13 protein-coding genes, 1 tRNA gene and 2 pseudogenes are annotated in these 12,301 nt (G+C 71.3%); 10 read left to right on the plus strand and 6 right to left on the minus strand.

The genetic code is table 11. The features are described from left to right. Positions 1-204: pseudogene (locus G3I40_RS01335) on the plus strand (hypothetical protein); the annotation flags it as partial. Positions 205-282: 78 nt separating this feature from the next. Here G3I40_RS01335 and G3I40_RS01340 read toward each other — a convergent pair. Next, positions 283-1,044, minus strand: a complete 762-nt coding sequence (locus tag G3I40_RS01340; RefSeq protein ID WP_164300298.1) for a class III extradiol ring-cleavage dioxygenase — start codon at positions 1,042-1,044, stop codon at positions 283-285. A gap of 110 nt (positions 1,045-1,154) precedes the next feature. Here G3I40_RS01340 and G3I40_RS01345 point away from each other — a divergent pair, with 110 nt between their 5' ends. Further along, a complete protein-coding gene (locus tag G3I40_RS01345) occupies positions 1,155-1,661 on the plus strand; it encodes a MarR family transcriptional regulator (protein WP_164300287.1) in 507 nt (168 codons plus the stop codon). A 15-nt stretch (positions 1,662-1,676) separates the two neighbouring features. Here the strand turns inward: G3I40_RS01345 and G3I40_RS01350 are convergent, their stop codons facing one another. Then, a complete protein-coding gene (locus G3I40_RS01350) occupies positions 1,677-3,197 on the minus strand; it encodes an MFS transporter (RefSeq protein WP_164300288.1) in 1,521 nt (506 codons plus the stop codon). A gap of 112 nt (positions 3,198-3,309) precedes the next feature. Beyond that, complete coding sequence (locus G3I40_RS01355; protein WP_164300289.1) at positions 3,310-3,972, minus strand: TetR/AcrR family transcriptional regulator; 663 nt, start codon at positions 3,970-3,972, stop codon at positions 3,310-3,312. 228 nt (positions 3,973-4,200) lie between these two features. Between G3I40_RS01355 and G3I40_RS01360 the strand changes: the two genes are divergently transcribed. The 3 genes and pseudogenes from G3I40_RS01360 to G3I40_RS01370 all read left to right on the plus strand — a co-directional run bounded on the left by G3I40_RS01360 (position 4,201) and on the right by G3I40_RS01370 (position 6,893). Then, positions 4,201-5,475 carry a M6 family metalloprotease domain-containing protein gene (locus G3I40_RS01360; RefSeq protein ID WP_164300290.1) on the plus strand — a complete coding sequence of 425 codons (1,275 nt, stop codon included), beginning with the start codon at positions 4,201-4,203 and terminating at the stop codon, positions 5,473-5,475. Positions 5,476-5,480: 5 nt separating this feature from the next. Continuing rightward, positions 5,481-6,494 (plus strand): annotated as a pseudogene (locus G3I40_RS01365) (ABC transporter permease); the annotation flags it as partial. A gap of 323 nt (positions 6,495-6,817) precedes the next feature. Continuing rightward, a tRNA-Arg gene (locus tag G3I40_RS01370) sits at positions 6,818-6,893 on the plus strand. Between the two features lie 84 nt (positions 6,894-6,977). Here the strand turns inward: G3I40_RS01370 and G3I40_RS01375 are convergent. Together G3I40_RS01375 and G3I40_RS01380 are read right to left on the minus strand one after the other, a co-directional pair. Then, complete coding sequence (locus tag G3I40_RS01375) at positions 6,978-7,178, minus strand: hypothetical protein (RefSeq protein WP_164300291.1); 201 nt, start codon at positions 7,176-7,178, stop codon at positions 6,978-6,980. Next, complete coding sequence (locus G3I40_RS01380) at positions 7,175-7,510, minus strand: DUF6415 family natural product biosynthesis protein (RefSeq protein WP_164300292.1); 336 nt, start codon at positions 7,508-7,510, stop codon at positions 7,175-7,177. The genes G3I40_RS01375 and G3I40_RS01380 overlap by 4 nt, the downstream gene beginning before the upstream one ends. Positions 7,511-7,735: 225 nt before the next feature. On the opposite strand from G3I40_RS01380, the gene G3I40_RS01385 reads away from it, so the two are divergent. From G3I40_RS01385 to G3I40_RS01400, 4 genes are all read left to right on the plus strand, one after another. Continuing rightward, the gene (locus tag G3I40_RS01385) at positions 7,736-7,999 is read left to right on the plus strand and encodes a hypothetical protein (RefSeq protein ID WP_164300293.1); all 264 of its coding nucleotides are present in this window, start codon (positions 7,736-7,738) and stop codon (positions 7,997-7,999) included. After that, positions 7,968-8,498, plus strand: a complete 531-nt coding sequence (locus G3I40_RS01390) for a DUF6879 family protein (RefSeq protein ID WP_164300294.1) — start codon at positions 7,968-7,970, stop codon at positions 8,496-8,498. The genes G3I40_RS01385 and G3I40_RS01390 overlap by 32 nt, the downstream gene beginning before the upstream one ends. Before the next feature lie 23 nt (positions 8,499-8,521). Beyond that, the gene (locus tag G3I40_RS01395; RefSeq protein ID WP_164300295.1) at positions 8,522-9,385 is read left to right on the plus strand and encodes a helix-turn-helix transcriptional regulator; all 864 of its coding nucleotides are present in this window, start codon (positions 8,522-8,524) and stop codon (positions 9,383-9,385) included. Between the two features lie 90 nt (positions 9,386-9,475). After that, positions 9,476-10,483, plus strand: a complete 1,008-nt coding sequence (locus G3I40_RS01400; RefSeq protein ID WP_239091455.1) for a hypothetical protein — start codon at positions 9,476-9,478, stop codon at positions 10,481-10,483. Positions 10,484-10,572: 89 nt separating this feature from the next. Here the strand turns inward: G3I40_RS01400 and G3I40_RS01405 are convergent, their stop codons facing one another. Beyond that, entirely contained in the window at positions 10,573-11,658 is a 1,086-nt protein-coding gene (locus tag G3I40_RS01405) for a helix-turn-helix domain-containing protein (protein WP_164300296.1), read from the minus strand. A gap of 100 nt (positions 11,659-11,758) precedes the next feature. Here G3I40_RS01405 and G3I40_RS01410 point away from each other — a divergent pair. Continuing rightward, on the plus strand, positions 11,759-12,301 hold a 543-nt coding region (locus G3I40_RS01410; RefSeq protein WP_164300297.1), incomplete at its 3' end, for an MFS transporter.

Genomic DNA, 12,301 nt, shown 5'->3' on the forward strand with positions numbered 1-12,301 from the left:
GCGGCGGTGACGGCGGCGTATGCGCCTGCCGCGCCTGAGCCGTACGCCGCCGCCGGGGCCGTCTCGGCGCAGGAGGTCTTCGACCGGGCCGCGGCGCACGGCGACGACCACGCCATCAAGTTCGCCGACACGGCCCTCGATGTCGGCGGGGACGTGGCGCTGGGCGCCGCCCTGCGCGCCCTCACCCTGATCGAGCCGGTCTGAGGTCTCGTCGAAGGCGGCGGGTCGGCGGGGCCTCTCGCGCTCCGCGGCGGAACGACTGGTGACACAGACCGCGCCCCCCTACCCGAACTGCACCGACCTCTTCGCCAGCCCCATCCAGAACCCCTCGATCACGGAGCGCTGCACATCCAGGTCGCCGGAGGCATCCGCCGCTCCCATCGTCACGAACAGCGGAGCGAAGTGTTCGGTGCGCGGGTGGGCCAGCGTGCCCGCGGGGGACTTGTGGGTGAAGTCCAGGAGGCCGTCCACGTCGCCCGCCTCCAGCGCGCGGTGCCCCCAGTCGTCGAACTCCGCCGACCAGGAAGGGATTCCGCCCTGCCGGAGCGCCGCAAGGTTGTGCGTGAAGAAGCCGGAGCCGACGATCAGCACGCCTTCGTCCCGCAGCGGTGCGAGCCGGCGCCCGATGTCCATGAGTTCGCCCGGGTCGAGCGTCGGCATGGAGATCTGGAGGACCGGGATGTCGGCATCGGGGTACATCTCCACCAGGGGGACGTACGCGCCGTGGTCGAGGCCGCGGTCGGGCACGTCCTGCACCGCGATGCCCGGGGCGCGCAGCAACGCCCGTACGGAAGCGGCGAGTTGGGGGGCGCCGGGAGCCGCGTACCGCACCTGGGAGTAGTGCTCGGGGAAGCCCCAGAAGTCGTAGACCAGTGGCAGCGTCTCGGTGGCGCCGAGGGAGAGCGGGGCGTCCTCCCAGTGCGCGGAGATCATGAGGATCGCCTTGGGGCGGGGCAGGTCGGCGGACCAGGCGGCGAGCTGGCCGGGCCACAGGGCGTCGTCGGCGAGCGGCGGGGCGCCGTGGCTGAGGTAGAGCGCGGGCATGCGCTCGGGTGCGGGGGCGGTGGTCACGGCAACCTCCTTGAAGGTTCAAGCTCTGGGTACTCACAAAAATAAGCCTTGTTTGTTTAAGATTCAAGGAGGAGGTCTTTACGATGGAGCCGATGACAACCGACCACGAGCCCCAGTGGCTCACCGAGGACGAACAGCGCACCTGGCGGGCCTACCTCCACGCCACCACCCTGCTGGAGGACCACCTCGACCGGCAGTTGCAGCGCGACGCGAAGATGCCGCACATCTACTTCGGGCTGCTCGTGCAGATCAGCGAGGCGCCCCGGCGGCGGCTGCGGATGACCGAACTGGCCCGCAGCGCGAAGATCACCCGCTCCCGGCTCTCGCACGCCATCGCCCGCCTGGAGAAGAACGGCTGGGTGCGGCGCGAGGACTGCCCCTCGGACAAGCGCGGCCAGTTCGCGGTGCTGACGGACGAGGGCCTCGCCGTGCTGCGCCGCAGCGCGCCCGGGCACGTCGACGCCGTCCGCCAGGCCCTCTTCGACCGGCTCACCCCCGCACAGCAGAAATCCCTCGGCGAGATCATGGTGATCGTCGCCGAGGGACTGCAGCCGGAGGAGGCCGGGGCGGACCTCCCCTGGCTCAGGTGAGGTCCCGGCCGGGGGTCAGTGCGCGACCACCGGGATCCTGACCTCGTCCTCGACGCCCTCGGTGTCGCCGGAGGCGGCCGGGCGGCCGGCGCCGGGGACGCCGCTGTTGATCAGCGTGAAGGCGATCGTGGCCGAGACGACCAGGATGCCGACCGCCCACCAGATGGCGTGGGTGTAGCCGCTGACCATGGCCTGGGCCTGGAGCAGCTGCTGGTTGGTCGCGCCGGCCGCGTGGTCCGCGATGTACGCGGTCGTGGCCGAGGCGGCGATCGTGTTCAGCAGGGCCGTACCGATGGCGCCGCCGACCTGCTGCGAGGTGTTGACCATCGCGGAGGCGACACCGGCGTCCCGCGGCTCGACGCCCATCGTGGCCATCGACATGGCGGGCATGAACGCCGTACCCATGCCGAGTCCGAGCAGCAGCTGGGCCGGGAGGATCAGGCCGGCGTACGACGTGTCGACCGAGAGCTGGGTCAGCAGGCCCATGCCGAGCGCGGCGACCACGAAGCCGGGGCCCATCAGCAGACGCGGCGGGACCCGCGTCATCAGGCGGGCGCCGATCTGGGTGGAGCCCGTGATCATGCCCGCGATCATCGGCAGGAACGCGAAGCCGGTCTTCACCGGCGAGAAGCCCTTGACGACCTGCAGGTAGTAGGTGAGGAAGAGGAACAGGCCGAACATCGCGATCACGGCGAGGCCGAGGGACGCGTAGACACCGCCGCGGTTGCGGTCGGCGACGACGCGCAGCGGCAGCAGCGGGTGCTTGACCTTCGACTCGGTGAACACGAAGGCGGCGAGCAGGACCACGGCGGCGACGAACAGGCCGATGGTGGAGGCGTCCGACCAGCCGTTGGACTCGGCGCGCGTGAAGCCGTAGACCAGCGAGACGAGACCGAGGGTGGACAGGACGACGCCCGGGATGTCGAGCGGCGCGCGGTTGCGCGTGCCGGCCGGCTCACGGATGACGAAGACGGCGCCGAGCACGGCGATGATCGCGAACGGGATGTTCACGAAGAACGTCCAGCGCCAGTTCAGGTACTCGGTGAGGAAGCCGCCGAGGATCAGGCCGACGGCGCCACCGCCACCGGCGATCGCACCGTAGATGCCGAACGCCTTCGCGCGCTCCTTGCCGTCGGTGAACATGACGGCGAGCAGGGACAGGGCGGCGGGCGCGAGCAGCGCGCCGAACAGGCCCTGCAGGGCGCGGGCGCCGAGCATCATGGCCTCGTTCTGCGCGGCACCGCCGAGCGCCGAGGCGAGGGCGAAGCCGACCAGACCGGTGGCGAAGGTGTTCTTGCGGCCCCACTTGTCGGCGATGCGGCCGCCGAAGAGCAGCAGACCGCCGAAGGCCAGCGCGTAGGCCGTGATGACCCACTGCCGGTTGGCGTCGGATATGCCGAGGTCCGTCTGGGCGGACGGCAGGGCGATGTTCACGATGGTGGCGTCGAGAACCACCATCAGCTGGGCGAGCGCGATGAAGGCGAGTGCCTTCCAGCGCCGAGAATCGGGTGCCGTCGCCGGCAAGGGGGTACCCACAGCGGGACTCCAAGTCGTGAATAAGGCTGAGAAAACGGTTCGTTACGGGAAGGTGAGGGCGGGGCTGCCCTCTGCGTGCGCGGGGCGCGGTCGTGCGCGCGGCCCCGGAGGGTCAGTCCTGGCGGAGGTCCTCCAAGGTCGCGGCCGCGCCCGGGAGTTCCGAGCGGGCGGGCGTCATCAGGCCGTCGAGGAACAGCTGCAGATGACGGTGGACGAAGCGGTCGAAGTCCAGGCAGGCCTTGCCGGGCAGCGGCCGGGTGAGCTGGGAGAGGGCGACCATCAGGTCACCGACGCCGACGTCGGTGCGCAGTTCGCCGGCCGCGCGGGCGCGGGCGATGAGTTCCTCGATGCCGGCCGTCAGCCGGTCGAGAGCGGCGACCACGTCCGGATGGTCCTTGTCGAAGGTGGTCTGCAGCATCGGGCAGAGCGCGCCGATGCGCTCGTCCGCGGCAGCGTGCACGAAGGTCCGCAGCGCCTCGAATGCGGTGGCTTCGCCGGCGCCCTCGGCGGCGAGTGCCCTCTCGGCGTGCTCGGTGACGCGGTCGGTCACCGAGAGGACGACGTGGTGCATCAGCTCGCCGCGGTCCCGGAAGTTCCGGTACAGCGTGGCGTTGCCGACGCCGGCCCGGCGGGCCGCCTCGTCGAGCGGGAGCTCGGTCCCGTACTCCACGAGCAGCTCCCGTGCCGCCGCGACGATCCGCTCCCGGTTGCGCACGGCGTCGGCCCGCGGACGCGGGACGCGGCGCTGCGACGGGGCGGGGGCGGCGGTGGCCACGACGGTCTCCTCTGCTGAACGGGGCCGAAAGCGGGGAGCCAGTCCCCGCTTCCTGCGGACACAGGTCTAAACGGGGAAACCGTCCCCGCTTATTTCCCGCCCGCCTTGTGACCTGACTCACACCCCCTTCGCGCAGAAACCCACGATCGGCGCACCCAGCGCGCGGCCCGCCGCACCTCGACACAGGGTGATCGAAACGGAGCCGAGCGTGAGGCGGAGGCGGATCGGATGCGGCAGTGGATACGCAGGGGCCCACGCGGCGCGATGCTCGCCGGGGCGACCGCCGTGGCCCTCGCGCTGACCATGACCGCGAGCACGGGCCGGCTCCTCGACAGCTCGCCGACCGCGGCCGGCCCGGTGGCCCTGGCCAGGGCCACCTCGCTCGGGCCCTGCATGCTCCGCGGCGCCATGGGCGTCCAGATGTCGGAGGGCGTGCCCACCACCCCCGGCTACGCCCGCTCGACCGGCACCGTCCGGGCCCTGAACCTGATGATCGACTTCCCGGACGCGCCCGGTGAGGGCACCGCGATGGACCGGCTCGGGGAGTTCTTCCCCCAGACCCAGAACTGGTTCCGCACCGGCTCCTACGGCCGCCTCGACTATCTCCCCGAGGCCCCCGTCAAGCACTGGCTGCGGATGCCGAAGCCGTTCTCCGCGTACGGAATAGAACGCGGGGCTCCCTTCGAGCCCGGCTACCGCGAACTGGTCGACGACATCGTCGCGGCCTCCGACGCGGACGTGGACTTCCGCTCCTACGACCTCGTGAACATCCTGACCACGCCGAACGCCGGGCCCTCCGCCCTGGACACCGTCCTGTCCGTGACGTTCGCCGGGAACCACGAGGCGCCCGTCGCCGACGGCGTCCCCCTGTCGAACATGTCCTTCGTCTACTCCCGCCAGGACGACGGCTCCGGCTCCTACGCCGACACCGGCTACCGCGTCCTGCCGCACGAGAACGGCCACGTCTTCGGACTGCCCGACCTCTACACCCAGGACGGCGGCGGGGCCGTCGGGCACTGGGACATCATGAGCGAGGACTGGGGCGTCGGGAACGACCTGCTCGGCTGGCACAAGTGGAAGCTGGGCTGGCTGGACGACTCCCAGATCGGCTGCTCCGCGACACCGGGCACGACGGAACACCTGCTGTCGCCGCTGTCCCGGGACAGCGGCGGCACGAAGATGGCGTTCGTCCCGCTGACCGAGAAGACGGGTTACGCGGTCGAGGTGCGCAGCCAGGAGGGCAACGACGAGGCCGTGTGCCGACCCGGGGTCCTGATCTACAAGGTCGACGCGGACGTGGACACCGGGCACGGGCCCGTCACGGTCGAGGACGCCACCCCGGACAGCGGCGGCTGCACCCGCCGCCCCAACGTCCACGCCGAACTCTCCGACGCCCCCTACCGGCCGGGCGAAGTGTTCAAGGACCCCAAGACGGGCGTACGGATCTCGGTGGCGGGGGCGGACACCTCCGGCAACTACCGGGTGTACGTCACGCGCCGCTGACGCCCGCCGCCACCCCGTACCGGCTCGCCGCCGGACGTGCCCCCGCGGCGCCCGGCGAGGTCGTCGTCACGACGGGCGGCGGTACGCGCATCCGCCCCGGCGACCGGATCGAGGTCGGCACGCCCGAAGGCCCCGGGACGCGCACGGTCGTCGGCGCGGTGCCCGGCGCCGGGTTCGAGTCGGCCGTCTTCTTCACCGCCGCCGAGGCCGCGCGGTTCGCTCCACGGATCGACGCGGTGACCGTGGACGCGGCGCCGGACGCGGTCCGCGCGGCCCTCGACACCGGCTCCGGCTCGGGCATGACCGTCCTGACCGGTGACGACCGGCGCAGGGCGGACCCCGACCCGGACCGCGACAAGGAGGCGCTGGTCTCCGTGAACGCCCTGCTCGGCACCGCGGCCGGCATCACCGCGTTCGTGTCGGTGTTCGTGGTGGCCTCGACGTTCACCTTCGCGGTGGCCCAGCGCAGGCGCGAGTTCGGCCTGCTGCGGATGGCGGGCGCGACCCCCGGCCAGGTGCGGCGCACGGTGTACGCGGAGGCGCTGGTGATCGGTGTGCTCGCGTCCGGCTCGGGGTGCGCACTCGGCACGTGGGGCGCGCCGCGGCTCGCCGCCTGGATGGCGGGACGGGGCCTCGCCCCGGCCTGGTTCCGGATCGACGGGCAGCACACCTGGCCGCTCCATGTCGCCTTCTGGACGGGCCTGTTGGTGGCCCTGTGCGGAGTGACCGCGGCCTCGTACCGGGCCGGCCGCACCGCTCCCACGGCGGCGCTGCGCGAGGCCGCGGTGGACAGCGCCACGATGCCGTGGACCCGCCGCCTGACCGCGGCGGCGGCCCTCGCCACAGCCCTCACCCTCATCCTCGTGTCACTGCTCCACGACCCGGGCGAACTCCTGCGACGCAAGACGTACGTCACCCAACCCATGCTGCTCATCGCCGCGTTCGCGCTCCTCGCACCGCTCCTGGTGCGCCCGATGACCCGCCTGCTGACCTGGCTGCCCGCCCGGCTCCCGGGCGCCGTCGGGTGGGGGCGGGGTCGACGGGGGCGGGGGCGGGGGTGCGGGAGTAGGGGGTGGGGTGATAGGGGGCGAGGTAATTGGGGCCCAGGGCGCGGGAGGCCCCACGCGCCCAGGGAGCGCCCGGGGCACGCGATGAGCTCGGAGCCCGGAGCACCCCCGGGGCGCGGGACGAGTCCGGGGCGCGGGAGCATCGCGGGGCGCGGATCACTCGGAGCCGAGGGGCGGGAGGTTCCCGGGGTGTGGACGGGCCCCCTGACCAGCCGTCCCCCGAGCTCCGACCGATCCGCTAGGCTGTCCCTGGCTTTGCTGTCATACAAGCCTTCGCCTTCGTAGCTCAGGGGATAGAGCACCGCTCTCCTAAAGCGGGTGTCGCAGGTTCGAATCCTGCCGGGGGCACCACCGAAAGGCCCCGGACCGATCATGGTCCGGGGCCTTTCATCTGGGCCTGTTGCCGGGCGGGGTCTTGGCCCGGCGCCAGGCGCTTCAATCCGCCTGTGTCTCACCGAGGGCCGCCGGCCACCGCGACCCGGGGCGGATGCCAGAGCTGTTCGTCCGGCCGCTGTAGTAGTTGTGGTGGTCCCCGTCGTGGCCCTTGGACCTCGTGCACCGCGTGGTGCTACCCGGCTTGCGGATGAAGCAGATGCCGGGGATGTCGATCCCGCTCACCCTCTCCTGCCAGCTCATGGCTCACCGCCGGCGAAGTCGTCGAGGGCGCATACGACCCGGGCCAGCGCGGTCAGCCGGAGACAAGCGGCGAGTGAGCTCGGGCTGAGCCCTTGCTTGAGCTCGTCGCGCGCCTCGGCGAGGGTCTTGTCACGGGAGTACCAGGCGCGGGTGCCGCGGCTGATCCGGTCCGCCTGCGCCTGGACAACAGGGATAAGGCGGCGGATCTCCATACGGAGCGCGACGTCGAGCTGACTGCGCCGTTCTGGAGCGGGCCGTATCCGGGGAGAGGAGAACGCTTCGTCGAGCAGCTGGTCCAGTCCGTCGTGTTCTGCCGCAGTGGGTGTCCGCATGGTGGGCATGGCGCCTCCGCAGGGCTTGGCCGCCCCGAGCGGGGCGGTGGTCGTTGCCGCGTGCTTCGACGCTAGGAGGCGGCGCTGCGTCCGAGCCAGGTTGTTGCAGATCGTTGCATCACACGCCCTTCAGGTGTGGGGGTGGCGTATTCGTGGTCTTGACTCCGCCACCTTGCGGGCTGACGTTGGTGCAACGAACTGCAACCACGAGCACGGGAGTTCGCCATGGGGCTACGTTTCATCGGGATCGACCCCAACACCGGGGATGACGAAAGCCCCACGGTATGGGTCGACGAGGAGAAGGCGGAGATCGTCGTTCAGGGCTGGAACCCGGACACGGAACTCGCCGCTGAGTGCGCCGCGTTCACGGTTCCTGGACACGCCTCAGGAATCCCCGACCACGAAGGTGTCGTGCGCATCCCTGCGCGTATGGCCGCGATCTTGAGGGAGGCGTGTGATGTCGTCGAGCAGCGTCCCTCCCTTCCCTGAACTCCTCGCCAACACCACGGAATCAGCGGTCCACCTGGAGATGCGCGACAGCTACGACGTCGACAAGGAGAAGGGGCCGTTCGCCGACTGGAAGCAGGGCATCCGCCTCGACCCGCAGGCCCGCGACGAGTGGTGGCGGCCGTGGCTGAGCCTGATCCAGGAGGCGGTGGCCCGCGGGGTCGTCGTCCGCCGGGCCCGCATCGTGTCGGAGCCGGTCAGCGAGTACATCAGGTACGAGCACTCGGGCACCTTCACGAACGTGGCCGCAGGTGAGCAGGTGCGTTGGCTAGCGCGGCGCCGCGCATCTGACCTCGCGCTGCCCGGAAACGACTTCTGGCTCCTTGATGGAAAGGTCATCCGGTGGAATCACTTCACCGGGGACGGCGGCTCCGCGGGGCAGGAGATCAGCACCGACCCAGCCGCGGTGAAGCTCTGCGCGGAGGCATTCGAGGCGGTGTGGGAACGCGCCGTTCCGCACGAGCAGTACGAGATCCGTTGAAGCACTGAGCACGAGCAGGACACATGCCACAGTCCCCGTCGTCATCCGCGCAGGCCGCCCGAGAGGCTGTCGCCACAAGGCTGCGTGACCTGCGCAGGACGGCGGGGCTGACGGTCGCCGCTCACGGGAAGTTGTGCGGATGGAGCGGCGGGAAGACATCCCGCATCGAGAACGCTGTCACCGCGCCCTCGACCCGCGACATACGTCTGTGGTGCGACGCGACAGGCGCAGCACAGCAGGTCGAGGACCTGGTCACCCTGTCACTCAACGCCGAGTCGATGTACACCGATTGGCGGCAGCGGGCCCGTGCCGGCCTCGTGGAACAGCAGATCGCGGTCGGGCGCTTGTTCTCCGAGTCCCGCCTGTTCCGCGTGTACTCGGCAACCCTGGTCCCCGGCTTGCTGCAGACCGTCGGATACGCGGCCGGAATCCTGCACATCGTCGCCGAGATGCGGGACCTGGAGATCGACGACAGTCCCCAGGCGGCGCAGGCTCGCATCGGGAGATCGAAGATCCTGCACGATCAGGGCCGCCGGTTCATCTTCGTAGTGGAGGAGGCCGCGCTCTACTACCAGCTCGGCGACACCGAGGCGATGGCCGCACAGCTCGGCCACCTGCTCACGGCCGGTGCCGTGCCGGGCGTCTCCCTCGGCATCATCCCGTCAGCCACGCTTGAGCGCTGCCAGTGGCCCCGCGAGACGTTCCACGTGTACGACGACCGGCTCGTGTCGGTCGAGCTGGTGACGGCCCGGGTACGAATCAAGCAGCAGTCGGAGATCGATCTGTACGTGCGGACGTTCGAGCAGCTGCGCCGCATGGCCGTATACGGGGCCGAGGCGCGCGCCCTGATCACCCGGGCCATCGACGCACTCGACCAACCAGGATGATGACTACAGTGCTCCGGCTTCCCGAAGGTGCGAGGCCATAGAGATGTCCTGGCACACCTACCTGCCGCCGATTCAGCACCAAGTGCAGCCATGGCTGGAGAGACAATGATCGAGGATGCGGGGTTCTACTGGGAACTCGGCGGGGCCGGTGGCGGGAAGGCGCCCTTCCTTCGGGACGCCGCGCGCGACGTCGGCGAGTGGGACGAAGAACGGCTGCTGGCCTACCTCGAAGCAAGCCACGAGATCTATACGGTCATGGGTGCCGAGCGGGACGTCATCGCCGACGACGCCTGGATCACTGGTGCCGGGTCATTGGTCACGGACGGCACCTACGTGTGGCCCACCGAACTCGCCCACTACGTACGACGACACCACGTCGCGCTGCTTCCCGAGTTCGCCGCCCACATCCGGGCGCGGAACTACATCAGCCCCGAAGTGCCCCGCGAACAAGCTCTGGCGGTCTTCGAGGAATGCCTCGGCGACGATGCCAGGGCCACCGCGGCGGCCGCCGCAGCCACCTCCAAGGGCTTCTTCAGCTGGTATCGCACGGCCTTCACCCGCGCATCCGCTCAGCGCGTGTTCGACGAGCTGGCGGCTTCGGGGCTCTTTGCCCAGCACCCGCTCACGAAGCACATCTTCGGCTTTCGCGACACGGCCCGGGGCGCGCGAGAGCCGTTGGTGGGCGGGGCCCACACCCTCCTGTCAGCGCTGGCCTCGGACGAGTACCGAAACGTCGAGTTCCAAAGCTGGATGGGGCGCGACGAGTGCCTTGCGGTGTCCGTGCGGCGCCTGGACAGCGCCACGCAGAAACTCACCTTCCGCATCTCCGACATCTCGGCCCCGGACCGTGAGGAAGCCGTAGCCGCCCTGGTCCGCACCCTCGACCAGGACCCGGACCACTGCCTCGGGTTCGTCATCGACCGCACCGGCGTCTCCGCGGCCGAGGACTGGGACCGCATCCTGACGGGCGCTGGAGCCCAGCTCACCGTGTGGCCCGACACGGTCGGCATCCTGCGGGACCGAGTGGGCGACCAAGCCGAGTTGGCCGACAGCGAGCCGACTGCTTACGGACCACTCGACGTCTTTCACCGAGCGTGAGCCCTCGGCAACTTGCCCGCGGACTCAAGCGACCCCGAACCGGTCATGGTCCGGGGCCTTATGGCCTCCCCCGGGCCCCCGGCGACGCCTCACCGCAACACCGCCGCCAGCAGATCCCCGCCCAACGCCGTCACGTCGGACAGATGGAGCGTGTACCGGACGTACCGGCCCTGGCGCCGCGCCGTGACGAGGCCCGCGCGGCGCAGGGCGGCGAGGTGGCGGGAGACCTCCGGGGGTGTGAGTTCCCAGAAGTCGGCCAGTTCGGCGTTGGTGTGCGGGCCGCGGGCCAGGGTGCGCAGGAGGCGCAGGCGTACCGGGTGCGAGAGTGCCTCCAGGCGGAGGGTGACCGTTTCGAGGGAGACCGGCTCCGCGGGGTCCGGCTCGGCGACGGGATACTGGACCACCGGGTGCCACCCGGGCGCGTGGACCGCCACCAGGTGCGGGCGGCCGAAGACGCTGGGGATGAAGGTGACCCCCGCGTCGTGCGCGGCGGTCGCCTTGTCCTGCACCTTGTCCACGACGATGCGGTCGCCGTCCGGGTCCAGGGCGACCGCACCGGAGACCGAGGCGAGTGCCGCCCCGAGGCCCTGGCGCCTGAGCAGGTCGTTCTTCAGGCGCAGATCGGTGGCGAGCCGCACCCCGACGTCCGCCCAGGCCGCGTCGAAGAAGGCCCCGGCGCACTCTTCGAGGGTGTGGCGCACCCGTGCGCGTACGGCGGCGGGATCCGCCAACAGGCTTTCCGCGAAGGCTTCCTGGCGTGCGCCGCGGGCCTGGGCCACGTCCAGGGCCCGCTCCCGCGCGGTCGCGTCGGTGAGCGGTGAACTGCCCCGGAAGTGGACCCGGTTGCTGCCGCACGTGGTGACGAGCGCGGCCGTCACGTACGTCTCGTCGTCGATGCGGTCCACGTCGTCCAGTTCCTCGACGAGGGTCGCCCGGGGTCGCGCGGGGATCAGGAAGTCGGCCTGGGAGGAACGCCAGAGGAACTCCGCCTCCTCGAACCGCTCGGCCAGTTCGTCCCGCAGCCCCGTCCGCACGTCCGCGGCCCAGCCGGCGAACTGCGGATGGTGTCCCGGTTCCGCCAACACGTGCAGCATCGCGGTCAGTTCGGCCAGCGGGGACGCGGCGAACCGCACCTGCTCGGACGGCACACCGCTGATGTCGATCCTCAACGCCATCCCCCCATCTTCGCCGCCCCGGCCGCCGGCGCCGTCGTCGGTTGACGAGATGCGTCAACCGACGGGCCCCGCCCCGGTGACCGACCGCACCGTCTGAGCCATGGCAACCGTCACCAGGATCCAGCCCCGCGCCCTCGTCCGCGCCTGCGGAGGCCCCCGCTACGCCGTCGCCCTCGCCGTGGACGCACTCGGCACCGGCCTGTTGCGGCCCTTCCTGCTGCTCTACGGCATGACCGTGCTGAAGCTGCCCGCGGCGGTCACCGGTACCGCCATGACGGCCGGCATCGTCGCGGGGCTGGTGTGCATGCCCGCGGTGGGCCGGTGGCTGGACCGCGGGGCGCGCAGCACCGTCGTGGCGGCCTCCATGCTGGTACGGGTCCTGGGTGCGGCCCTCCTGCTGGCCGCGCCGGCGGGGCACGTGTGGCTGTTCGCGGCGGCGGCGCTCTTCCTCGGCATCGGCAACCAGGCCTGGCCCGCCGCCCACGCCGCGCTCGTGGCCACCGTCGCCCACGGCCGCGAACGCGACACCGCCCTCTCCGCGGCCCGCGCCCTGCGCAACGCCGCCCTGGGTGTCGGCGCGCTCCTTGCCGCCGTGTGCATGGCGGGCGGCACCACCGCGCTGCGGTCGCTGGCCGGCGTCACC

The sequence above is a fragment of the Streptomyces sp. SID14478 genome (assembly GCF_010548525.1).
Classification (GTDB): domain Bacteria; phylum Actinomycetota; class Actinomycetes; order Streptomycetales; family Streptomycetaceae; genus Streptomyces.

Bases quoted from the DNA above. Each gene is read 5' to 3' on its own strand.
- G3I40_RS01340 (WP_164300298.1), bottom strand. From the start codon at position 1,044: ATGCCCGCGCTCTACCTCAGCCACGGCGCCCCGCCGCTCGCCGACGAC.
- G3I40_RS01345 (WP_164300287.1), top strand. From the start codon at position 1,155: ATGGAGCCGATGACAACCGACCACGAGCCCCAGTGGCTCACCGAGGAC.
- G3I40_RS01360 (WP_164300290.1), top strand. From the start codon at position 4,201: ATGCGGCAGTGGATACGCAGGGGCCCACGCGGCGCGATGCTCGCCGGG.
- G3I40_RS01375 (WP_164300291.1), bottom strand. From the start codon at position 7,178: ATGAGCTGGCAGGAGAGGGTGAGCGGGATCGACATCCCCGGCATCTGC.
- G3I40_RS01380 (WP_164300292.1), bottom strand. From the start codon at position 7,510: ATGCGGACACCCACTGCGGCAGAACACGACGGACTGGACCAGCTGCTC.
- G3I40_RS01385 (WP_164300293.1), top strand. From the start codon at position 7,736: ATGGGGCTACGTTTCATCGGGATCGACCCCAACACCGGGGATGACGAA.
- G3I40_RS01390 (WP_164300294.1), top strand. From the start codon at position 7,968: ATGTCGTCGAGCAGCGTCCCTCCCTTCCCTGAACTCCTCGCCAACACC.
- G3I40_RS01395 (WP_164300295.1), top strand. From the start codon at position 8,522: ATGCCACAGTCCCCGTCGTCATCCGCGCAGGCCGCCCGAGAGGCTGTC.
- G3I40_RS01400 (WP_239091455.1), top strand. From the start codon at position 9,476: ATGGCTGGAGAGACAATGATCGAGGATGCGGGGTTCTACTGGGAACTC.
- G3I40_RS01405 (WP_164300296.1), bottom strand. From the start codon at position 11,658: ATGGCGTTGAGGATCGACATCAGCGGTGTGCCGTCCGAGCAGGTGCGG.